Here is a 22,622-nt window from a genome sequence, read left to right as displayed (position 1 = left end):
CCAAATCCACGTGAAGTGACGAAGAACCCACAATAATTACCCTCCCCAATAGCATCTAGGCCTATTATGTCGCCAGGAAGAAAGAAATGTGAGATTAGTTCCTTTTTATTTTCATGTTGAATTATTTGCTTTAATGTACCACATTGTACAACGTATAATCCTTGAAATGGTTTTCCTTGGTGAGCTAACGTGTTTTTTTTACGTAATGTGAATAGAGGCTGAGAAAGGTTGATTAAATCCTGTGTTTCTAAAAATGAGTGTGACCCATATATATGTTTTCGATGTGTATTTAAACTTCCTAGTTTGTTTAGTATTTCCATATCCCCTCCCCCTGCCTGTGTTTTTTCCTGAGTGAACAGTGCATAGTGTGAAGAATAATTGAAATTTAATGATAGTGTTTCGCAGTGAGTTTTAGCTATATGAAAAGCTTGCAGCTTGTGGTGTTTGTTTTATAGCTTTTTGTGAAGTGTGGTTCATTAGGGATAGGTATCTATAGGTTGTACAAAATAGAGTCTTTAAGAATGGCTTTTATCATGCGTATTGTGTTGATAAATTTGCTGAGAATAATTATCTGGCTTTTAGTGATTTTTTAATGCTTTGCCGATTGTGCTGGAGAGATGGTGCTTTGTAACTGTGAATGCTGATCAGCTCTGTTTGATAGCCATCCTCAAAGAGCATAGCATGCATAGCATCTTCATCGAGTTAGCAATACAGGCGTTGTGCTTTTCTGGCTATGTTTTTGTGACTATGTTTTTCTAACATAGCTACCAGGGGCGTCTTCGAGCGGTGGGTAGGTTTGTGAACCCACGCCGGGTGCCTTAATAAGAGAGCCTGACCTTGTTGCCAACCATGATTGCCATGCAGCCCACCATGAACCTGATTTAATTACTGTGCGTTCCAGCCAGGTGTCTGGATCAATATAGGAGTCACCTTCACAGGCGGTGGCTATCCGATAATGCCGATGCGATTGTTCAGGGGGGCTAATAATACCCGCGTTATGACCTCCACTAGTGAGTAAAAAAGTAATCTCAGGCGCATCTGCAATGAGAAGCAACCTATAGGTGGATCGCCAGGGTGCGACATGATCCCACTCAGTTCCGACACAGAAGATAGGTATCTGAATATCGCTAAGTGCCACCGGACGGCCATCTACTCGCAGGCGACCTTCGGCTAGATCATTATTTAAAAAAAGATGACGCAAGTATTCAGAGTGCATACGGTAGGGCATACGCGTTGCGTCGATGTTCCAAGCGAGGAGATCGTTAATGGGTTGCCGTTTGCCTAACAGGTACTCGTTAACGATCCGGGACCAGATTAAATCGTTAGAGCGCAGTATCTGGAAGACGCCGGACATTTGCTTAGTATCAAGAATACCTTGGGCCCACATCAAATCTTCAAGGAAGGCGAGCTGCTTTTCGTCAATAAATAGCATCAATTCGCCAGCTTCCCGAAAGTCCGTTTGCGCGGCGAAGAGTGTCATTGAGGCTAAACGATTGTCTCCATCTCTCGCCATTGCAGAAGCGGTAATGGCCAAGAGTGTGCCCCCAAGACAGTAGCCTACTGCATGTACCTTCTGACTAGGAAATAGGTGTTCAATGATATCAAGGCTTGCCAGAATGCCTTGTTGCCGATAGTCATCCATTCCAATATCGCGATCATCTGGCGTTGGGTTACGCCATGAAATTATAAAAACCGTATGGCCATGATCGACTAAGTACTTAACAAGCGAGTTATGTGGCGACAGGTCCAGGATGTAATATTTCATAATCCATGCGGGCACAATGAGTATAGGCATCGCGTGTACCCTTTCGGTAGTAGGGATGTACTGAATTAGCTCAATCAGATGATTACGATATATCACCTTGCCTGGCGTGATGGCGATATTTTGACCAACCACATACTGTTCAGCACCCACTGGCCTTTTGCCAAGATAGTGGTTCTGGATATCTTCACAGCAATGCTGTAGTCCTTGAACTAGGTTGGCGCTGGCGCTTTCAAAGGTCTTTTTGAGCACAGTGGGATTGGTTAGTAAAAAATTGGAGGGCGAGAACACATCAAGCCACTGACGAGCACCGAATTCTACTGCCTGTTCGTGATGCGGAGATAAGCCGCGTAGTCCGGTGGTAGCGTTATGCCACCACTGCTGTTGAAGAAGAAAACCTTGATAAAGCAGGTTATAGGGAAAATAGCGCCAAGCAGGATCACGAAAACGACGATCCTGTGGCAAAGGCTCATACAAGGAGTGGCATTGGGGTCGAAAGCCGAATGGCTGGCCCAAGCCAGTAAACGAAGATGTTTCTTCATTGCTTTTTGTAGTAGATGAGCCTGAGTTCCAGGAGAAAGCTGGAGGCTAGATAGCCAGTCCAAATAAGTCAGCATGGCCGATGTAGGGGAAATACCGAGTGTTAGCCCGGCCAATGATGCACGTACTAGCCTGTCGATATTTTGGTATTGAGTGTCGTCGTAAATCATCAACATGAAACCTCATACAGGTAGTTAGGCTGCCTGTCTCTTGCCTATCTTTGATTTAGTATCCTGAAGCCGTTTTTGCCACTGAGTGATCTATGTTTAAAAGATACTTCGTTTTAAATTTTCTATGAAATCGGCTTGGCTGATAAGTAAAAAGTATCATGTCGCTTTGTTAAGTTTTTGATTTTTAAAGTGGCCTGTAAGCTCTTATTTGGCAATAATATTTTGGTTGATTGCATGGAGAGGTAAGTTGCTCTGGGTCAATTTTTAAACGTTTTAATACTTTTTCGTTACGTTGGTCACCTTTTCAAAAAAAATGTTTGCACTATAAATATCCAAGTGACATCTAATGGCATTTTATTTGATGCCTAGGATTAAACGTGCTGGATATGGATTTTGACGAAATCAGATGAAAGTAGATAGGAGAGAAGTCGTGGAAAAAACTGCCAACAAACCTGTGGTTGCGGGTCAGGAGTCAAGCGCATTACCAGCCAGTCGGTCGCTAAATCCGCTTGAAGAATTTGATCGATTAATGGAGGGGTTTTTTGAGCGTAGCTGGCTAAAGCCTTTCTTTAGAGATGATGTGATAAAGGAAAGGCTCGGTTTTTTTGCCCAGAATAACCCTAAGATTGACATTATTGACCGAGAAAAGGAGCTGGTCGTTCGTGCTGAGATGCCTGGTGTTGATCGTAAGGAGATCGATATTGAGATCACCGACCATGCTGTGATGTTAAAAGGGCGGCGATCTGGTGAAACCGAAGAAAAGAAAGATGAATATTATCACTCGGAAATATGGCAAGGCGCTTTTGCTCGGACTATTGCCTTGCCTGTAGATGTAGATACACAGCATGCAGAGGCCAAATTCAAAGATGGCATCCTGACAATCACCATGCCCAAATCCAAACAGGCGTTACGGAGAAAACTTGAGGTCAAGTAAATCGAAAATTATTTAAAAGTCATTTAGTTGACGGAAAGATTAACTGCAAAAAAAGGAGTATTGATGATGTCAAAATCAGATAGCCAACTTCAAAAAGATGTGCTTGCGGAACTTAGCGATGAACCCTCTGTCCGAGCGTCGGATATTGGCGTAGAGGTAAAAGACGGCATTGTAACATTAGCGGGTCATGTTGATAGTTACGCTGAAAAATGGCATGCAGAGAAGGCGGCTCAGCGGGTTGATGGTATTAAAGGAGTAGCCGTGGAAATTGACGTAAAATTGCCAGGAGAGAACCAGCGCACTGATGCTGATATAGCACGTGCGGTTAAGAACACGCTTGAGTGGAATGTATTTATTCCCAACGACCCGATTAAGGTAATGGTTGAAGATGGATGGGTAACGCTAACAGGGGAGGTGCCCTGGGAGTATCAACGTCGCCTAGCTACAAGCTCTATTCGGTATTTAGCAGGTGTTACCGGTGTTAGTAACCAGATTGTTCTCAAGCCTAAGCCGACAACGACGGCGGTTAAGGCTAATATTGAGGCCGCACTTAAACGAAGAGCGCTTCAAGATGCTAATGCCATTAAAGTAGATGTGCATGATCATAATGTCACGCTAAGTGGCAAAGCCCACAATTTTGCAGAGAAAGAGCTCATACACCAGGCTGCATGGAATTCACCTGGTGTCTGGAAGGTGACGGATAATATCAAGATCTGAATACGCTCTATGCTAGAGGCCGATAACATTCGGTTTAGTCATCGAATCACTTAACGTGGTTCGATGACGTTACACTTCGGGTGCCCCGCTAGGGAGAGAGGGCGACTACTTAATCTGCTGTTCGGTGAAGCGCTGCATGATGGTGAGCGTCTTATCGCTGACGTGATGCTCCATCCCTTCGGCATCAATTCTTGCCGTGCTGTCATCTACGCCGAGCGCCCGTAAAAAGTGCATACAATGTCGTGGCGGGCGCGGGACGTTTCCGCCATTTTCTGACCCTCTTCGGTCAAAAAAAGCGAGCGATAGGGCTTGCTGGTCACTAATCCTAGTTCATTCAAGCGACGAATCATTTTCGATACGGTTGCTTGGCTTACTGCCATACGATTGGCGATATCGGCGGCGCGTGCCTCGCCACGATGCCGAATTAAATCGCCAATTAGCTCGACATAATCTTCGATCAACTCGGTTTCGTGTGCATTGCGCACCGTTTCATACTGCTGTGCGTGCTGTTCCACGGGGGGCAGTGCATCACCGCTTTGACCGCGTGGAGAGAGGGTGCGCTGCTGTTCGTGATCACTCATTGGCAAAGGTTATCAAGGTTAGTGGAAACGTTAATTGGCGATGGTAGCGCATTTTTCACGATAATTGTTAGCCAAGGCTAAACTGTTTGCACAAAGCTTTTTTGTTGAGCTACAGTTGTATTTAACACCAGCCTAGCACGAGGGAGAAACAGGATGCCCAAACAGTATGCGTGGGCCTTACTAAGCGCTTCATTGGCTTGGACCAGCGTTGTGACCACCGCGCAGGCGGAGGAGTTGCAGCAGCCGTCCATCAATATTGCAGTGACTTTTTCTGTGCTCGGTGACTTAGTTAAAAAAGTAGCCGGTGAGGATGCCAACGTAACGGTACTCACGCCTATTAATGCTGAGGTGCACGAATGGGAGCTAACCCCCGACAACTTTGCAGCGCTTGAGGAGGCTGACATCGTTTTCTACAACGGCTACCAGCTTGAGCAGTGGATGCGTCAAGTTGAGTCGGTTGTGCAAGAGGATGTACCAATGGTTGCCGTTGCCGAAGCCTCTGGCTATCCCACTCAGTCGATCGTTACTGGCGATATGGAAGGGGATGTTGATCCACATATGTGGATGGATCCGCGTGCCGCCATTGCCTACGTGCAAGCTATCACAAATGCTTTGAAAGATGGTTTGTCTCACCAAGGCGATGCCCTTCAGCAGCGAGCGACTAACTTGGAGGCACAGCTGCAAGCTCTTCATGTAGAGCTACAGCAATCGCTGGAAGCTATCCCAGATGAGCGCCGCATACTGCTCTCTAGTGAAGCGGCCTTCCTCTATTTTTCCGATGCCTACCGTTTTGAGCATGACGGTATTTGGGGCACAAATGCTGAAACAGAGGGCTCGCCGCGCCAACTGATGCGAGTCATTGACCGTATCAAGGAGCGCCAGCCTGCTGCTCTGTTCTGGGAAAGCACGATATCGGATCGTCACGTGACCAGTATTGCTCGTGATACGGGGCTGCCAGTGGCAGGGCCACTCTATGTCGATTCGCTGAGTGCTCCTGATGGTGAAGCTGCCGACTATTTTGCTATGCAACGCCATAATGTGGCGTTGCTGCGCCGTTACTTGGCTTCTGAGTAATTTTTATGGATACGTCTCTAGCAATGCACACAGCTGCGATTGAAGTAAAGGGACTCTATGCTGCTTATCAACGGCAGCCGGTATTAGAGGATATCCATCTCTCGTTACCGGCAGGCCGCTGGACAGCGATTGTGGGGCCAAATGGCGCAGGTAAATCGACACTGTTTCACGTTTTAACCGGTAGTATGAAGCCGCTGCGTGGCCAGGTTGATGCATTTGGCAAAGCGATTGAGCATCATAGAAAGGCGGGTAGTATCGCTTATATGGCCCAGCGAGAAGCAATCGAGTGGGATTTCCCCATCTCGGTTTGGGAAACCGTCATGAGTGCTCGCTATGGGCATATGCGCCAAGATGCTTGGTGGCGGCGGTTACTGCCTGCTCGCTGGCATGAGCAGCGGCATTACCACGCGGTCGAAAAAGCGCTGGATGATGTCAATATGATGGCATTTGCTGACCGGCCCATTGGAGCACTCTCTGGAGGGAAAAAAAAGCGTGTGCTGCTTGCCAGAGCGCTGGCGCAAGAGGCGAGTATTCTATTGCTGGACGAGCCGTTGGCAGGCGTTGACCCGCCCAGCGAGCAGCTTATCCTGGATGTTTTAAAGCGGGAGCGCGAAGCGGGAAGAACCATTGTTATGGTCACCCACGATATGCCCGGAGCGCGCCGGTATGTGGATCACGTCGTACTGATTAACCGATTTATCCGCGGAGAAGGAGCCCCTGACGAGATGCTCAGCGATAGCAAGCTGGCGGAGCTAGCCGTTAGCTCCATAGAGCAATCTGCATACGAAGTCAGTGTGGCTGGCAGCCCAGCGCTGGCAACCAAATAGTAGGCATCAGACATGTTACATACGTTAGACGCTTTTAGTAGTGCACTAGTGGCCGGGCTGATTGCTGCGCTCATGGTGCCGGTCAACCTGTTGCCTGATAGCATCTCGGATGCTTTTCAATACGCGTTTATGCAGCGGGCGTTGCTCACGTCGATGATGGTCGGCGCTATTTGCGGCATGCTCTCATGCTATGTGGTACTAAAGCGCTGGTCGCTACTTGGGGATGCGATTTCCCATGCCGTACTACCAGGGGTAGCGATTGCCTACTTGCTGGGGCTGCCTTTTTTTATTGGCGCCTTTGTGACCGGGGCTTTAACGTCGCTGGGGATTGGTGCTATTGAGCGCCATACTCGAATTAAATCCGATGCGGCAATGGGTATTATGTTTACCGGGGCTTTTGCGCTTGGCATTGTGCTGATCAGCAAAATTGCCTCTAGCACTCACTTAATGCATATCCTGTTTGGCAATGTGCTGGGGGTGCAGCAGTCAGCACTTCTGCTGACGTTAGCAGCGAGCGTCGTAGCGCTGCTGGTGGTTTGGCTCGCCTTCCGGCCGCTAATGCTCTACGCCTTCGACCCAACTCAAGCCCAGGCCTTGGGATTTAACACAGGCGTCATTCACTACGGTTTGATCCTGCTGCTCACTCTCACAATTGTGGCCAGTTTAGAAACTGTGGGCATTATCTTAGTAGTAGCCATGCTGATTACGCCGGGGGCAACGGCTCACTTACTCACCGACCGCTTCAAAACCATGCTGTTTATCTCTGTCGGGGTAGGGGTGGGCTCTGCGGTACTGGGTTTATGGCTATCGTTTGCGTTTGATGTGGCTTCCGGCGGCACTATCGTATTAGTGGCCACCGGCTGCTTCTTTATGGCACTACTGTTTTCACCGAAACACGGTGTGTTGATGCGCCTTTGGCGGCATCGCCAAGTCGGCGCATCTTAATACTACTGCGAGGCTTCCTGCAGTTTCTCCCAGGTTTTTTCAGCAATGCCGATGCCTGCACCGGTCATCAATAGGTAAGTTTGATCGACACCGGCACTATGCAGCGGCTCGGCTTCATCTTGAAAATGAATGCCAGCAATAGCTGGCCAGTGAAGCCAGCCTTGCGCAGCTCGCGACTTGCTATCAGCTTGCTTTCCAGTTCGGGGGTAGCCAAGGTGACAGCGGAGAGGCCGCGGATATCCAACTGGTGCCAAAACCCCACATCCTCAATATCGCCATAATAAACATGGCGCTGGTTGTCTGACTTGTTGGGGTCAGAATCGATACCTACCACTTCTAGCCCTTTATTGCGGAAGAAATCGTAAGCTGCACTGCGTGTTCGCCCCATACCCAACACTAGTACAGTGGCCGTTCCTAGGTTGACGGGGTGCTCATCAGGGTGGCGCGCATGGCGTTCAAAGCGAGTTAAATGTTTTTCCCAGCGGTCAAACAGGCTATGCGCCAAGCGGTTAAAGGGTGCCGCTATGACGAATGAGAGCGCCACGGCAATGGCTAACGGAACCAGCCACTCCTCTAAAATGCTTGAGGCGACGATGAGTCCAAACTCGCTGTAGGCCGTGAGGCTTAAACTGCCCAGAAAAGCGTTTCTAGCGCGTAACCGGAAGGCTATCAGCAGAGCAAAAAACAGCACTCCCTTTAGCGGCAGTACAATGGCAAGCGCCACGGCAAATAACAGTGCATTGGCATCCGGTAAGCCTGCCATGCCAATTTGCAGGAAAAAGCTGATCAGCAGTACTTCCTTGAGCCCCCATAGCGCTTTGGAAAGCTCCTGGGCGCGAGGGTGATTGGCTAGTAGTAACCCCATTACCAGAGCGCCCACCTCAGAGCTTAATCCAACGGCTTCAAAACCCATGCCGCCGACGGCAATCGCCAGCACCGCACCCATCAATACTAATAGCTCGTCATGCTGAGCAATGCTCATTAGCCAGTACAAAAGCGGGCGAAGTAGAGGGAGTAGGAATACCAACAAAGCCCACAGGCTGGGTGATTGGCCGCTATACATACTTAGCACTGCCAGGGCAGCCAAGTCTTGGATAATCAAAATGCCAATGGCAATACGGCCGTGTAGTGCACGCAGCTCACGTTTGCTTTCCAGCACTTTAGCGGCCAGCACCGTGCTGGAAAACGACAGTGCGATGGCCAGCAGTAGCGCGGTATCCAACGGTAGTGAAAAAAGCACCGAGAACCCAAAGGTAAACACTAGGCAGGGAATGACTAAGTGAATCAAAGCGCTGCCTAATACCACCGGCTCGGCCAGGCTTCTAATATTTAGCTTCAAGCCAATAGTGAACAGTAGCAGCAGTACACCTAGGTGGGCGAGATGCTCTAGGAGCGGGCCTGCGTCGTCAGGCAGGCCAACGCTGGGGCCAAACGCATTGAGGGCAAACCCAGCCCTAAAAAGCCGACTAACGGGGGAAGATTGACTTGGCGGGCGGCAATACCGAAAACAAACGCGAACGATAAAATAAGTACTTCAAACATGCGGTGTCCTTAGCAAAACGTGTTGGGCTGGCTATTTATTAATACGCCAATGTTTTTGCATTTCGATAAATGTAAAAGAAGCGGACCATGTAATCAGTACGAAGCCCGTCAGTGCCAGCGTGCCGTATAGGAACCGAACGGGTCCGACGGCATAGATATCCCCGTAGCCGACGGTGGTGTAAGTCACTGAAGAGAAGAAAATATAATCTAGCAGGTGAAAGCTCTCATAGCCTTTCAGGGCGCCGATGCCGTTTATGGCCGAGAGCCACCAGCCCGTTAAACCAAAGAGCCAAATTTCAGCGATATGAGTGGCTAGCACGCCGAACGCCATCACGAGAATACGCTGGCGATGGGGGCGGTGCGACTGCTCAATTTGTCGAGAGATTAGCCACAGTGCTTCGTAATGCAGTAAGACGGCAAGCACGACGGCAATAAACGTCGTGATCACAACAGCTACATGTCCAGGATAGGGAATAGCCACGTTACATTAGTACCCAAAACGTTGATGAAGTGGGCAGTGATTTAGCATAACCGGCTGCCAAACAGTAGCAGTGATGGATCTAGTGTTTGCCATCCCCACCAAGCCAGAAATAAGAACCCGCTGAATAACAGTAGGCTAAGTGCCGTCCATAACGTAGTGGTTGGCGTCATGATGTCACCTGGGGCGCAGTGGGGCGGGTGAGAGGCTTCTCACTAATAAACCAATGAAGAGCGGCAGCGACTACCGAGAGGATAATAGCAATCTGCCACACCGTATTGTAATGGCCGGTGATGTCGTACAGATAGCCACCCAACCATACCCCCATAAAGGAGCCTAGCTGATGAAACAGGAACACAATTCCCCCCAGCATGGATAAGTGGCGCACACCAAAGACCGAGGCCACAATACCGTTAGTGAGCGGAACAGTGGAGAGCCACAGTAGCCCCATTGCAATACCAAACAGATAAGCGCTGGTGGTGGTCAGCGGTAGCACGATAAAAGCGGTAATCACTACACCACGAATTAAGTATAGCCAGCTCAGCAGGTGCGGCTTAGACCAAATGCCGCCCATCCAGCCAGCGGTATAGGTACCTACAATATTGAATAGCCCGACAAGAGCGAGCACCGTGGTGCCTACCTGCACCGCTAAGCCGTTATCGAACAAATAGCCTGGCAAATGCACCGCGATAAACACCACCTGAAAGCCACACACAAAAAAGCCCAGGCAAAGCAGCCAAAACCCTTTTTGCCCAGCCGCTTCGTTAAGCGCATCGCGCAGGCTTAAATCGCCCAGCGCATTGGCGCGGGGGCGGTCTTTTACCATCGCGCCTAGCGGTATCATCAGCGCAGCAATCGCCCCCATGGCCAGCAGCGCAGAAGACCAGCCTAACCACTCAATCAATCCTAGCGTGCCGGGCAGCATAGCGAATTGACCAAACGAGCCTGCCGCACTGACGATGCCCATTGCCATACTGCGTTTTTCAGGCGCGACCGCACGGCCAACGGCACCTAAAATGACCGAAAAGGTAGTGCCTGATAAACCAAACCCAATCAGTAGGCCAGCGCTTAGGGTCATTCCTAAAGAGCTGGTTGCAAGGCTCATTAAGCAAAGCCCTAGTACGTAAAGCGCACCGCCTACCACGATAATCCTGGCCGCCCCAAAACGGTCGGCCAGCGCGCCAGTAAAGGGTTGGGATAAGCCCCAGATCAGGTTTTGAACAGCCAATGCGAAGGCAAAAACGCCACGGCCCCAGCCAAAGTCGCTGCTGATGGGCTCCAGAAACAAGCCAAAACCATGGCGTAGACCCATGGCGGTTGAAATAACCAGGCTGGCGAGCACAATAAGAAGCAGCGTGTGGTGTCTTTGGAGTGCCATGTCACGTCTCTTTTATGTGGTTGATTAACGCGTCTAACTCTCGCATGGCTTTGATGGCTTTAGAAGCTTCGCCATAGCAAGCGTTAAGTGTCACCAAAGGCCGGGATACTAAGCAGTATCTTATAAAGCAGCAAGCCTAGTTAATAAAAGTAGCGCTGTGCTCGCTGCCATGATCAAACTGATTTCCACCTGGCGTAGCCTTTGTTTAGCCTGATTATCAGCGCTCTATCTGTTAGAATCTGCCACCTTCGGCGTTAATGACCTTCCAATAGCTCTAGGTATTTCCATGAATGCAGTAATTCTTGCAGTGCTCGTCATGGTGGCACTGTCGCTTCTTCGCGTGTCCGTGGTTTTCGCTCTGGTGGTCGGAGCGTTAGTGGGGGGGCTAGTGGGTGGCCTTTCTCTAGACGATACGCTCAGCGCGTTTAATGAGGGCGTCGGTGGTGGCGCGCAAGTAGCGCTAGCGTATGCAACGTTAGGGGCTTTTGCGGTGGCCATCTCCCGTTCCGGCCTGCCCGATATGCTGGCGAATCGATTGATTACCATGTTGGGGAAACATGCAACGGCCGCTCATCAAGCGCGTGTAAAAATGCTCCTACTCGTGGCCGTATTGCTGGTGGCGATTTCTTCGCAGAATGCGATTCCGGTGCATATCGCTTTTATTCCCGTACTGATACCGCCGCTGTTGGCGGTGATGAACCGCCTACAGCTAGACCGCCGTGCCGTAGCCTGCGCACTGACCTTTGGCTTAACCGCTCCCTATATGCTGCTACCGGCGGGGTTCGGGGCGATCTTTCTGAACGATATCTTGCTGGCAAACTTGAACAGTGCCGGCGAGTCGTTAGGGCTGGAAATTACCCGCGGCATGGTGCCCATGGCGATGGCGATTCCGGTGGGTGGTATGGCCATTGGTCTACTGGTAGCGCTTTTGTTCAGCTACCGTGGTCAGCGCGAGTACGCCAATCAAGATTTAGCCGCGCCAAATGCGCAACAAACACAGAAACCTGCTGAACCTCATATGCTGGGGCTGGTAATGTCGGGTGTGGCGATTGTGGCTGCACTAGGCTTGCAGCTGTATACCGGCTCTATGATCGTAGGGGGCTTGGTCGGTATTGGCTTGCTCTCCTTAGGCGGCATTTTCAAATGGCGCGAGGCGGACGACCTGTTTACCAGCGGCATGCGCATGATGGCGCTGATTGGCTTTATCATGATCTCGGCGGCTGGCTTTGCTGAGGTGATGAAAGCCACTGGTGATATCGAATCGCTCGTCGTTGGCGCATTCGATCTGTTCGGCGATAACCGTGGCTTAGCCGCGTTGGTGATGCTGCTGGTCGGCCTGTTTATTACGTTGGGCATTGGCTCTTCGTTCTCTACCATTCCCATTATCGCGGCGATTTTCGTGCCGCTGGCCGTGCAGTTTGGCTTCTCGCCCATGGCGACCGTGGTGCTGGTTGGCACCGCAGCGGCGCTAGGTGATGCGGGTTCTCCTGCATCGGATTCCACTTTAGGGCCAACCTCAGGTTTGAACGTGGATGGTCAGCACGACCACATGTGGGACAGCGTGGTACCGACCTTCCTGCACTACAACATTCCACTGATTGCGTTTGGCTGGCTGGCAGCCATGTCGCTTTAATCAGCGATATCTGCCGCGTCAGTCGTGGTGAGTAATGCAAAGGGCAGCGATAAGCTGCCCTTTTTTAATGCAATCTAGCGAGTGGTGTTGCTACTGTTTTGGCAAGTGAGTTTCAAAAGCGCTCAGCAGGCCGCGCAGTAACGAGAGCTCTTTTCGGCTGGGTTGGGCACGAGCGAACAGCGCTTGCAACTGCTCTTCAGTGCGGGCATGAGGCTGGGTTAAGAACCCGCTCTGTTGCATGAGTTTTCCAAGGTGCTCCTGGAAATAGCCAAACTGTTCCCGGCTAGGCGGTGTGGCTTCCAATGGGCGCTGATACTCAAAGCCGCTGGTATCGCGCTTCCGCCAAGCACGGTGCACTTCATAAGCGAGAATTTGTACCGCTTGGGAGAGGTTCAGAATGCCGTACTCAGGGTTGGCGGGAATGCTGACCTGATGGCTGCAGCAGCGAATCTCATCGTTGGTTAAGCCCGAACGTTCCCGACCAAACACCAGTGCAACAGGGGCCTGCGCGGCGTTCGCAATGACCTGTCGCGCCATGTCGTCTGGTTCATCAAAATGCGGGAGCGGCATGCTGCGTAACCGGGCGCTGGCACCGACGACTTGAACGCAGTCGCTAACGGCTTCTTCTAACGTGCTTACACAGCGAGCGTTTTCCAGCACATCCGTTGCGCCAGCGGCTAAGCGAGTAGCTTCGTCATCGGGAAATGTGCGCGGGTTTACCAGCACAAGTTCCGTTAACCCCATGGTTTTCATGGCGCGGGCAGTGGCGCCAATATTACCCGGATGAAATGTTTGCACCAGTACGATACGAATATTGGAAAGCACGGGAAATTAAACCTAAAAGCTGCCAAATAAAGGCGATGATGGTAGCACGCTTTGTTGCGCCATAAAGGTGATACAAAAGAAAGAACCCCGCCGAAGCGAGGTTCTTAATGACGTTAACCGTCAGAGCGATAGGCTCATGGGTGCATCACATCATGCCGCCCATGCCACCCATTCCGCCCATGCCACCCATATCAGGGGCAGCTTCTTTCTCTTCCGGGTCGTCAGCGATCATGCACTCAGTGGTGATCATCAGACCAGCAACAGAACCGGCGGACTGAAGGGCAGTACGGGTTACTTTTGCCGGGTCCAGAACGCCCATTTCGAACAGGTCGCCGTATTCGCTGGTTTGCGCGTTGTAGCCGAAGTTGCCGGTCTCATCTTTAACACGGTTGATGACGACGGCGGGCTCTTCGCCAGCGTTGGCAACGATTTGACGCAGCGGTGCCTGCATAGCACGTAGCGCCATGTTGATACCGCGGTTCTGGTCTTCGTTGTCGCCGGTCAGGCCTTGTACTTTGGCCATTACGCGTACCAGGGCAGTACCGCCGCCAGGCACAACGCCTTCTTCTACGGCAGCGCGAGTTGAGTGCAGCGCATCTTCAACACGGGCTTTCTTCTCTTTCATTTCGACTTCGGTAGCTGCACCGACACGAATCACAGCAACACCGCCTGCCAGTTTGGCAACGCGCTCTTGCAGCTTCTCTTTGTCGTAGTCAGAAGAGGTGTCTTCGATTTGCGCGCGGATTTGGTTAACGCGTGCTTCGATGTCGCCTTCTGCACCCGCACCGTCGATGATGGTGGAGTTTTCTTTCGACATAGTCATGCGCTTAGCGGTACCCAGGTGATCCAGGTTCGCTTGCTCAAGCGTCAGACCGACTTCTTCAGAAATCACGGTGCCGTTGGTCAGGATAGCGATATCCTGCAGCATGGCTTTACGACGGTCGCCGAAACCAGGTGCTTTGGCAGCGGCTACTTTAACGATGCCACGCATGTTGTTCACGACCAGCGTGGCCAGCGCTTCGCCTTCGATATCTTCAGCGATAATCGCTAGCGGCTTGCCTTGCTTAGCAACAGCTTCCAGCACCGGCAGCAGTTCGCGGATGTTGGAGATTTTCTTGTCGACGAGCAGGATGTAAGGGTCTTCCAGCTCAACGGTCATGGTGTCTTGATTGGTGACGAAGTAGGGCGAGAGGTAGCCGCGATCGAACTGCATACCTTCAACCACTTCCAGCTCGTCTTCAAAGCCGCGACCTTCATCGACGGTGATGACGCCTTCTTTACCGACTTTTTCCATCGCTTCAGCGATGATTTCGCCAATGCGCTTGTCGCCGTTGGCAGAGATAGTACCTACCTGGGCAATGGATTTGGTGTCGGTGCAGGGTACAGACATTGCCTGGATCTCTTTCACTGCCGCAGCGACCGCTTGGTCGATACCGCGCTTAAGATCCATCGGGTTCATACCGGCAGTAACGCCTTTCAGGCCTTCCGCGACAATCGCTTGAGCCAGAACGGTGGCGGTGGTGGTGCCGTCACCAGCGGCGTCAGAAGTTTTAGAAGCAACTTCTTTAACCATCTGAGCGCCCATGTTTTCGAACTTGTCTTTCAGTTCGATCTCTTTGGCAACCGATACACCATCTTTGGTCACGGTCGGTGCGCCAAACGACTTGTCCAGTACTACGTTGCGGCCTTTCGGGCCCAGCGTAACTTTTACGGCGTTTGCCAGAATGTCGACGCCGCGCGCCATACGTTTGCGAGCATCATCAGAAAACTTAACTTGCTTAGCTGCCATGTTCGTTACTTCCTAAATATTGAAATAGAAAAGTGAAAGTAAGTAGCCGAGGCGGATTAGCCTTCAACGACGGCCAGGATATCGGCTTCGCTCATGATCAGAACTTCTTCGCCGTTGATTTTTTGCTTTTCAACGCCGTAGCCGTCTTTGAAAATCACCGTATCGCCAACTTTTACATCCAGCGGGCGTACGTCGCCGTTGTCGAGAATGCGGCCATTACCAACAGCCAGGATCTCGCCACGCGTGGGTTTTTCCTGTGCATTACCCGGTAGCACGATGCCGCCAGCGGTTTTCTGCTCTTCTTCCACGCGACGGATCACAACGCGATCGTGCAAAGGACGGATATTCATGCTCACGTTCTCCTGAGTATCGTCAAAGCCCCTAGGGGCAGTTAGCTTAAAGTGATTTCCGTGGGCTAAGCCCTCGGAAAGTGAAGGCACGTTGCCTTCATGTTTATGGCGAAAGCGTAGCTTTCACCGAACCTGTGTGCTGACTCAAAAGTGGGGGCTAGCCAACACCTTTCAAGGGGGGATAAGAAAAAAATTACATAATCGCGGTTTTCAAAGGCGATAAGCACTTAGCGCCGACGGGGTGTATCGTCGCCGCTAATAAACTCTCCCTCAATTGGGCCGTTTTGCGTGTTGGAATAGTCGCGCTGAGTGTTCTGCTCCCAGCCTGAAGAGCCGCTCTGGTAAGTGTGTTGCTTGGCTGTTGCAGTTTTGAGCCCCGCCCAGGTCAGCGCTTTCATCAGCAACTGGCGCGCATTGGGTATGAGGCAGGCAATGCCCAGTGCATCCGATAGAAACCCCGGGGCGAGCAGAAGGGCGCCGCCAAAAATTAATGCCGCCCCAGTGAGCAGCTCTTGCGAAGGAATTTCACCCATCTGCATGCGCTGGCGTGCGCGGGCAAAAGTAGAAACGCCTTCCTTGCGAATGAGGTGAAGCCCGATAAAGCCTGTGCCTAGCACTAATAAAAGCGTGGTTAGCAGGCCTATTTGGCTGCCGATGGTAAAAAGCAGCACAAAGTCCAGTAGAGTGAACAGCGAAATAAAGAGAAGAATAGGCATGGACGACTCCAAAACAGGCGTAATCGTTGAATATGGTGACAGAAATATAAAAAACAAGCAGCAAGTGTGGTTTGGCAAGCCAAAGGCCGCTCGATATTTTAAACTGGCTCTTATATGCTGCAGTGCACAAATATTGGTGAAAGAGTGCGTGTTGTTGGTACTAGCTAGCTGCCAGCACGCTTGCTTAAGGAGAAAGAGATGCAATTAGATAAAAAAGTGGTGGCGATTACCGGTGGTGCCCGTGGATTAGGGTTTGCCATTGCCAAGCGGTTAGGCAAGCAGGGTGCTCAGATTGCCCTCATTGATATGAGTGCAGAGGCTTTAGATAGCGCGGTCTCTGCGCTTGGTTCTGAGGGCGTATCTGCCCATGCATTCGTTGCTAATGTGGCAGACGAGCAATCGGTTCAGCATGCCTTCGCTGATATCGCCCAGCGCTTGGGGCCTGTCAGTGGCTGTGTGAATAATGCAGGCATTACTGACGATGGGATGTTGATTAAAGCGAAAGACGGCGTTGTAGAAAAGCGCATGTCGCTCGCTTCATGGCAGCGTGTGCTGGACGTTAACCTAACGGGTGTATTCCTATGTGGGCGTGAAGCGGCGACGCACATGGTTGAGGCTGGGCACGAAGGCGTTATCGTCAATATTTCTAGTATTTCCCGTGCGGGTAATATGGGGCAAAGTAACTACGCAGCGGCAAAGGCGGGGGTACATGCGCTAACGGTGACGTGGGGGAAAGAGCTGGAGCGCTATGGAATTCGCACCGGTACTGTGGCGCCAGGGTTTATCGAGACTGAGATGACTGCCTCAATGCGCCCAGACATGCTGGAAAGAATTGCCGCAAGCGTTCCATTAAAGCATTTAGGTGAGCCTGACCATATTGCTCAAAGCGTGGCGTTTGTGTTTGATAACGACTACTTCACTGCGCGTATTATTGAATGCGACGGTGGTTTGCTGCTTTAACCAAAAAGCGATGAGCATTGGCCATATAGTGCGCTGATGCTCATCAGCTAGGGGCTTGTGTTAGGTAGCGCTAACACTCAAAGTAGTCCCTCTGAATTGCCCGCTGAAAGTACATTTCTAGGCGTACGGTCATTGCCCAGCGCGGGTCGTAGCTATCTTCACGCTGGAAATGCAGTTCAGGAATCACATCTCCAAACAGAATCCCTTTATGAAGATCGCGACGGTAGCGCGTCTGTAGGTAATAATTGGTCATGCGCGGGTTAGAAGCGCTTTCACCAATCGCAATGGCAGAGTAGCGCATGGCGCTGCGGTCATTTAGTCGCTGATTCAACTCAGCCACTTCGCTATATTCTAAGGTGTCTTCTTCTTCGCGCCATTGAACCGTGGTAATGAAGCGTAGATGGCGATTTTCCGATAGCGGTCGGCCCATGTCCCAAGTAGTACGCGCTGAGTAACCATCATTATTAAACCAGGATACTCGGTTGAAAGACTCTAACTGCCAGGGGCCGTCGCCAATATCCCAAAGCCGCTCACTGGTAAAGCGTACGTAAGGGTCCAGAGGCATGCGAAGGCGAATACCCGCGCCAATTCGGTTGCTCCAGTTTTCGCGCTTATTACGACTCTCTAGCCATCCAGGCCAAAGGTGGAGGTGCTGCGGTCACGCTGGTCGTTATAAAGGCGGCCGGAGCCTTGATCTGCCAACGTGCCTTGTGATTCTTCTGGGTCGCTTTCAATGACTAGGCGTAGACGCTCTTCTGTCGTAGGCAAGTCGATCCGGTAGCGGACACTAATATCGCCGCTGGTGCCATCACCTTCCATCCAGTCAATTTCCTGGCCAAGGCGCAGATAGGATTCATTATTGACGGTTGCGGACTCTCCGCCCCCAAAAAATGCATCAATGTTGCGAGAGGTGTTGTCGACCCAGTTGCCAACGCTGGCTCGAAAGGGCTCAACGCGCTCCTCTGCCCAGTCAGGTAAATCGCTATCTTCCTCAGCAGCATGACTTTGAAACGAGAGGGCGGTAAGTGTGCCAAGGCAAATAAACGCAATGACGGGTTTCATAGGTCTGTCCCCAAAATTTTAATTATGCGCACTGCATTATTGTACTTTATGCATTTCGCTATCTTTAGCCCATTTCAAAACGCGTTTGCGATCTCTTCGGCTATTCATGCGCTCTGTATCGACTTTTAGTGGCGTTAGCTGATGAAGCGGGTCCGTCGTTAGGTCAAGAGCAAAGCGACGTGACGCTCCAACGGGCATATCTTCAGAGCCATAAATGGCAATGACGCGTATTTCCAGCTCTGGCTTCTGTTGTTGCAGTGTTTGCTCATCAAGCTGCCAGTGGCGCGTTAATTGCTGAACAATCGCACCAAACGATTGAATATGTAAGTAATCGCCTGACGCCAGCGGCCCTTGATGGGTGCGATAACAGGCCTCATCATCATCGCCGCTCTGCTGCTGATACTCCACCACGTCTAGTTCATAAATACCGTCACGGGTATGGAGCACTGCCACCAAATGCTGGATGTAGATCGCTTCACTGCTCATATTGCTAATTAAACATAGCGCGTCAGTGCCAACACCTTTGCCGCGATTCACAATAATACGAGGGCGGCGTTGACGAACGTAGCCGTTATAGAGCAATTGTGCGTAGAAAACCCACACAAATAGCGTGCAGATGCTAGTAATCGCTGAAATTGCCTGGGCGTTGTCATTAAGCCATTGCATAAGTTGAGATCCTTCTCAAATTAAACGGCGATCATAGGTCGCTAACGTAGCGTAAAAATTGGCGCGCGTCAGCTAGTTAGAGCAGTTTGAGGGAATTTAGAAACAAAAAAATTCGGTTAGCATTAAGCTACCGAATTATTTGAAATGATACGCTTTAAATTGGTGCGGATGGGGAGACTCGAACTCCCACACCTTACGGCACTAGAACCTAAATCTAGCGTGTCTACCAATTCCACCACATCCGCAGAAGACGAGGCGTATATTATCAACATTTGCGCTAATGTCAAATCTTACAGCGCTATTTTTTAACATGAAGGCAAAGGAGGACTTGAAGCGGTGAAGAAATGGATCGTGACCATTAACCAGTGGCTCAAGCAGGGGCTGCCCGGCTACTGTGCATTTTGCCTTACTGGGCGCTCATCAAGTGCAGGGTGGTGCGATGAATGCTTTGCATTGCTTCCCTGGAATCTTCATAGCTGCGAGCAGTGTGCCGAGCCGCTGGCGGGGGTGGCTGGTAAACGGTGTAGTCACTGTCTGACGGAGCCACCTAGCTTTACCACCACGACAGCGTCGCTTTGCTACCAAGATACGATAACTTCCTTGGTGCACGACTTTAAGTTTCATGGCTCCCCACGTGCGGGAATGCTGCTAGTTGAGTTGATGTTATCCCGGTGCCCCAGCCAGATGGCCAGCGCATTGCTCCCTGTGCCTATGTATCCCGGGCGTGCCAAAGAGCGCGGATTCAATCAGGCGCAGTGGCTGGCTGAACGGCTAGGCGACCGGTTGGATCTACCGGTGATGCAGGCGCATTGTATTAAGCATTTGTCTTCTCAGCGCTCTTTAAACCGCCGGGAGCGACAGCAAAACTTAGCAAGTGCATTTATGGTGGATACTGAGATGCCCGCGCATGTGACTATTATCGACGATGTAGTAACAACCGGTGCCACCGGCCATGCGTTAGCGACCGTACTGCTGGAACAGGGTGCCAAGCGCGTTGATATTTGGGCCGCTGCCCGTACACTGCTGCAGAAGAGTTGATAAACTAGGCAGCCCATCCAAGGAGTCATCTATGCCGCATCCGTTTAGCGCGCTTTCGCCTGATCTGGTTATGTCAGCCGTTGAGTCGATAGGTATTTGGCCTGCTGGCGAACCGTTTGCTCTCAATAGCTATGAGAATCGTGTGCTGATGTTTCGTGATGACGACGGTGGTCGCTGGGTCGTTAAATTCTATCGGCCAAACCGCTGGTCAAATGAGGCTATTCAGGAAGAGCATGATTTTTTAACCGAGTTAACGCAGGCGGGCGTTTCGGTGGTGGCACCGTGGCGCAATGGCCAAGATGTATCGTTGCATGAGTATCAGCAGTTTCGCTTTGCCTTATTCCCACAGTGCATAGGGCAAGCACCCGAGTTAGATAACCCTGCCCATCTATTTGCCTTAGGTGAGGTGCTGGGTCAACTTCATGAAGTGGCTGCTAAAAAGTCGTTTCAGCATCGCGGCACGCTATTGCTCAGTGAAGGGGTGACCGAGGCCGAGCAGCGCGTAGTGACAAGCTCTTGGCTCAATAATCATCAAGCCCGCACCTATCAAAACGCAGTCGATAAGATTCGCCGCCAACTTGAGACAGTACATATCCCTTCTGCAAGCATGATACGTACCCATGGAGACTGCCATTTAGGCAATATTCTTGGCCGCGATGAGACATTTACGCTTGTCGATTTTGATGATTGCCTGATGGCGCCCGCCATCCAAGATATATGGATGCTGCTGCCCATGGAAAATCCGCAGCTATGGCGGGCGCAACTCAGTGAGATGATAGAAGGCTATGAAGAGACAAGTCCGTTTCCCCATCAGCAAATGTCGCTTATTGAGCCATTGCGTGCTTACCGCTTAATACGTCACGCGGCGTGGCTGGTAACTCGGTGGGATGATCCTGCCTTTCCTCGGGCATTTCCCTGGCTGGCAGAAAGTGGCTATTGGGATCAGCATATTCGCCAGCTTGAGCAGCAACTACTGCACCTGGATAAGCCATTATGGTTGGCCTAATGCATCGGCTGGATTAGTTTTATCTTGTACCTTTAAAGGCGACCCTTAGTGAGATGCTCGCGAAGGGCCGCCTGGGTCTTGCAGGTTGACTACTCAGGCTGCTCTGTTGGGGCTGGGTTTTCTACGCTTTGGTCAGGGTCTGGACGCTCACCAGGAATAGGGTTGCCGACACCTTCCCCATTGGCTTGGCGACGGGTGGCATTAATGTCAGCCGAGGGATTGTCTTGAGCCTCAATACGGACGCTTTGATCTAATGCCAAGACGAAGGTTTGTCCAGGAGTTAATGAGCAGGAGCCGTCGTCGCAGGCAAGACCATACTGGCCATCTTCTGCATAGGCGCTGGCTGAAAAAGTGCCTGAGTAGATGGCGCTTTCTGAATCGTGGGTTTCAATGCAGGTTGCGTCTTGGGTAGTAATACGGACGCGATCACCGTTTAATTGCGCATTGGCTACTAACAAGCAGTATTCAGGCAGTGAATGGGTGGTGCCGCTTGCTTGTTTTGGATGCAGCAGAATATCGCTGTAACGTGTTTGGCTGCTATCAAAATTCAAAGCTTCAACGACTTCAACGCCTACTTTCGCGCCGCTGGGAAGTTCCAGCGCCGACTCTTCTGCGTGCAAAGGTGATACAAAGAAAGTACCCAGCAGGGCAGTTAGCCAAAAGGGCGATGATTTAAATGACATAGCATACTCTCAACAGTGGCCCCTGCACTATTAGCAGGAAAATTGTGCTTTTATCATAGCACAGCTCAATTAGTGCCGAAGGGGGGTGCGTGTCACTCTGCCACAGCCTGCATAGGTGCGTTAAAATAGATTAATCTACTGTTAGTATTGTACATGAATTGATTAAGATATATTTTTTGTACAGGATAGGCGTTCAGCTAGCACTCGCAGGGTAAGGCAGCTAAACGGAAGAAACCGTAAGCTACTCAGTAGCTTGCCGATAATGGAAGCTCGCTGGCGCGATAACATTGCTGCAAGGCGATTAAGTGATAGCGAATAAGCACAGTTTTGATGAGGCCTACAATGACCGACGATCTCGCCCAACACTACCGTCAAATTATTTCCGCGCTCGGTGAAAACCCTGACCGTGAAGGGCTGCGAGATACACCAAAGCGCGCAGCTAAAGCCATGCAGTTTTTAAATGCTGGTTATCATCAATCATTAGAAGAAATAGTGAATGGGGCCGTTTTTGAGTCACAGACCGATGAGATGGTGCTGGTCAAAGATATCGAGCTCTACTCCATGTGTGAGCACCATTTACTGCCTTTTATCGGCAAATGCCATATCGCCTATCTGCCGAGTGGCAGGGTGCTGGGCCTTTCCAAATTTGCTCGTATCGTCGATATGTATGCACGTCGAATGCAAATCCAAGAGAATTTAACGCGTGAAATCGCCGAGGCGGTTCAGCAGGTTACTCAGGCAAGAGGGGTGGCTGTTGTGATTGAAGCCCGCCACCTCTGCATGATGATGCGCGGTGTGGAAAAGCAAAATTCCAGTATGACCTCATCGGTTATGTTGGGAGGTTTTCGCAGTAGCCAGGCAACGCGCCAAGAATTTTTAACGCTGATCAACTGATCTGAGTGAAACTCAGCAGGTTTCATGTCAAAGACTTGGTTAAATGCCTCGT

The 22,622-nt window shown here is 50.8% G+C and carries 22 protein-coding genes, 1 tRNA gene and 3 pseudogenes; 10 read left to right on the top strand and 16 right to left on the bottom strand.

What is annotated here, in order from left to right:
• From B4967_RS04670 to B4967_RS18745, 3 genes and pseudogenes are all read right to left on the bottom strand, one after another.
• Nucleotides 1-320: cyclic nucleotide-binding domain-containing protein (locus tag B4967_RS04670; protein ID WP_139794404.1), on the bottom strand; the 320-nt coding region annotated here is incomplete at its 3' end.
• A gap of 425 nt (nt 321-745) precedes the next feature.
• Nucleotides 746-2,227, bottom strand: a complete 1,482-nt coding sequence (locus B4967_RS04665) for a PHA/PHB synthase family protein (RefSeq protein ID WP_243470320.1) — start codon at nt 2,225-2,227, stop codon at nt 746-748.
• Nucleotides 2,228-2,388: 161 nt separating this feature from the next.
• Nucleotides 2,389-2,472: pseudogene (locus B4967_RS18745) on the bottom strand (hypothetical protein); the annotation flags it as partial.
• Between the two features lie 430 nt (nt 2,473-2,902).
• Here B4967_RS18745 and B4967_RS04660 point away from each other — a divergent pair.
• On the top strand, nt 2,903-3,406 hold the full coding sequence (locus B4967_RS04660; RefSeq protein ID WP_083023904.1) for an Hsp20/alpha crystallin family protein: 504 nt from the start codon (nt 2,903-2,905) through the stop codon (nt 3,404-3,406).
• Between the two features lie 63 nt (nt 3,407-3,469).
• Nucleotides 3,470-4,123, top strand: coding sequence for a BON domain-containing protein (locus tag B4967_RS04655; protein WP_243470319.1), 654 nt, complete (start codon nt 3,470-3,472; stop codon nt 4,121-4,123).
• Nucleotides 4,124-4,228: 105 nt separating this feature from the next.
• Here the strand turns inward: B4967_RS04655 and mntR are convergent.
• Nucleotides 4,229-4,704, bottom strand: a pseudogene (gene mntR / locus B4967_RS04650) (manganese-binding transcriptional regulator MntR).
• A gap of 153 nt (nt 4,705-4,857) precedes the next feature.
• On the opposite strand from mntR, the gene B4967_RS04645 reads away from it, so the two are divergent.
• The 3 genes from B4967_RS04645 to B4967_RS04635 are packed head-to-tail and all read left to right on the top strand — an operon-like array spanning nt 4,858 to nt 7,550.
• The gene (locus B4967_RS04645) at nt 4,858-5,778 is read left to right on the top strand and encodes a metal ABC transporter substrate-binding protein (RefSeq protein ID WP_083023903.1); all 921 of its coding nucleotides are present in this window, start codon (nt 4,858-4,860) and stop codon (nt 5,776-5,778) included.
• 5 nt (nt 5,779-5,783) lie between these two features.
• Complete coding sequence (locus tag B4967_RS04640; RefSeq protein WP_083023901.1) at nt 5,784-6,605, top strand: metal ABC transporter ATP-binding protein; 822 nt, start codon at nt 5,784-5,786, stop codon at nt 6,603-6,605.
• A 12-nt stretch (nt 6,606-6,617) separates the two neighbouring features.
• Complete coding sequence (locus B4967_RS04635; protein WP_083023900.1) at nt 6,618-7,550, top strand: metal ABC transporter permease; 933 nt, start codon at nt 6,618-6,620, stop codon at nt 7,548-7,550.
• A 67-nt stretch (nt 7,551-7,617) separates the two neighbouring features.
• Here B4967_RS04635 and B4967_RS04630 read toward each other — a convergent pair whose 3' ends face one another.
• From B4967_RS04630 to B4967_RS04620, 4 genes are all read right to left on the bottom strand, one after another.
• Nucleotides 7,618-8,904: a cation:proton antiporter domain-containing protein gene (locus tag B4967_RS04630; RefSeq protein ID WP_422821839.1), complete on the bottom strand. Its 1,287-nt coding sequence runs from the start codon at nt 8,902-8,904 to the stop codon at nt 7,618-7,620.
• Between the two features lie 32 nt (nt 8,905-8,936).
• On the bottom strand, nt 8,937-9,092 hold the full coding sequence (locus B4967_RS18740) for a hypothetical protein (RefSeq protein ID WP_243470318.1): 156 nt from the start codon (nt 9,090-9,092) through the stop codon (nt 8,937-8,939).
• Nucleotides 9,093-9,123: 31 nt separating this feature from the next.
• Nucleotides 9,124-9,573, bottom strand: a complete 450-nt coding sequence (locus tag B4967_RS04625; protein WP_083023898.1) for an ion channel — start codon at nt 9,571-9,573, stop codon at nt 9,124-9,126.
• Between the two features lie 166 nt (nt 9,574-9,739).
• Nucleotides 9,740-10,948, bottom strand: coding sequence for an MFS transporter (locus B4967_RS04620; protein WP_083023896.1), 1,209 nt, complete (start codon nt 10,946-10,948; stop codon nt 9,740-9,742).
• 286 nt (nt 10,949-11,234) lie between these two features.
• Here B4967_RS04620 and B4967_RS04615 point away from each other — a divergent pair, with 286 nt between their 5' ends.
• Nucleotides 11,235-12,581: a Na+/H+ antiporter family protein gene (locus B4967_RS04615; protein ID WP_083023894.1), complete on the top strand. Its 1,347-nt coding sequence runs from the start codon at nt 11,235-11,237 to the stop codon at nt 12,579-12,581.
• A 90-nt stretch (nt 12,582-12,671) separates the two neighbouring features.
• Here B4967_RS04615 and B4967_RS04610 read toward each other — a convergent pair whose 3' ends face one another.
• The 4 genes from B4967_RS04610 to B4967_RS04595 all read right to left on the bottom strand — a co-directional run bounded on the left by B4967_RS04610 (nt 12,672) and on the right by B4967_RS04595 (nt 16,261).
• The gene (locus B4967_RS04610) at nt 12,672-13,406 is read right to left on the bottom strand and encodes an RNA methyltransferase (RefSeq protein ID WP_083023893.1); all 735 of its coding nucleotides are present in this window, start codon (nt 13,404-13,406) and stop codon (nt 12,672-12,674) included.
• A gap of 145 nt (nt 13,407-13,551) precedes the next feature.
• Nucleotides 13,552-15,195 (bottom strand): chaperonin GroEL, encoded by a 1,644-nt coding sequence (groL, locus tag B4967_RS04605; protein ID WP_083023891.1) that lies wholly within the window; start codon nt 15,193-15,195, stop codon nt 13,552-13,554.
• A gap of 56 nt (nt 15,196-15,251) precedes the next feature.
• On the bottom strand, nt 15,252-15,545 hold the full coding sequence (locus B4967_RS04600) for a co-chaperone GroES (protein ID WP_044628009.1): 294 nt from the start codon (nt 15,543-15,545) through the stop codon (nt 15,252-15,254).
• 227 nt (nt 15,546-15,772) lie between these two features.
• Complete coding sequence (locus tag B4967_RS04595; RefSeq protein ID WP_083023889.1) at nt 15,773-16,261, bottom strand: FxsA family protein; 489 nt, start codon at nt 16,259-16,261, stop codon at nt 15,773-15,775.
• Nucleotides 16,262-16,459: 198 nt separating this feature from the next.
• Here B4967_RS04595 and B4967_RS04585 point away from each other — a divergent pair, with 198 nt between their 5' ends.
• A complete protein-coding gene (locus tag B4967_RS04585) occupies nt 16,460-17,221 on the top strand; it encodes an SDR family oxidoreductase (protein ID WP_083023886.1) in 762 nt (253 codons plus the stop codon).
• Between the two features lie 70 nt (nt 17,222-17,291).
• On the opposite strand, the pseudogene B4967_RS04580 reads toward B4967_RS04585, so the two are convergent.
• The 3 genes and pseudogenes from B4967_RS04580 to B4967_RS04570 form a co-directional block, all read right to left on the bottom strand.
• A pseudogene (locus B4967_RS04580) lies at nt 17,292-18,283 on the bottom strand (hypothetical protein).
• Between the two features lie 36 nt (nt 18,284-18,319).
• Entirely contained in the window at nt 18,320-18,949 is a 630-nt protein-coding gene (locus B4967_RS04575; RefSeq protein WP_083023885.1) for a hypothetical protein, read from the bottom strand.
• A gap of 160 nt (nt 18,950-19,109) precedes the next feature.
• A tRNA-Leu gene (locus tag B4967_RS04570) sits at nt 19,110-19,194 on the bottom strand.
• 91 nt (nt 19,195-19,285) lie between these two features.
• Between B4967_RS04570 and B4967_RS04565 the strand changes: the two genes are divergently transcribed.
• Together B4967_RS04565 and B4967_RS04560 are read left to right on the top strand one after the other, a co-directional pair.
• Entirely contained in the window at nt 19,286-19,987 is a 702-nt protein-coding gene (locus B4967_RS04565) for a ComF family protein (protein WP_243470317.1), read from the top strand.
• A 31-nt stretch (nt 19,988-20,018) separates the two neighbouring features.
• Nucleotides 20,019-20,993: a serine/threonine protein kinase gene (locus B4967_RS04560; RefSeq protein WP_083023883.1), complete on the top strand. Its 975-nt coding sequence runs from the start codon at nt 20,019-20,021 to the stop codon at nt 20,991-20,993.
• An 89-nt stretch (nt 20,994-21,082) separates the two neighbouring features.
• Here the strand turns inward: B4967_RS04560 and B4967_RS04555 are convergent, their stop codons facing one another.
• Entirely contained in the window at nt 21,083-21,676 is a 594-nt protein-coding gene (locus B4967_RS04555) for a hypothetical protein (protein WP_083023881.1), read from the bottom strand.
• A 342-nt stretch (nt 21,677-22,018) separates the two neighbouring features.
• On the opposite strand from B4967_RS04555, the gene folE reads away from it, so the two are divergent.
• Complete coding sequence (folE, locus tag B4967_RS04550) at nt 22,019-22,570, top strand: GTP cyclohydrolase I FolE (protein WP_044628002.1); 552 nt, start codon at nt 22,019-22,021, stop codon at nt 22,568-22,570.
• Nucleotides 22,571-22,622 lie beyond the last annotated feature (52 nt).

Origin of the sequence: Vreelandella lionensis (assembly GCF_002087295.1) — a bacterium.
Lineage (GTDB): Bacteria > Pseudomonadota > Gammaproteobacteria > Pseudomonadales > Halomonadaceae > Vreelandella > Vreelandella lionensis.
Note: the sequence above shows the minus strand (reverse complement) of the source record. Positions and strands in the feature narration are given on the sequence as shown.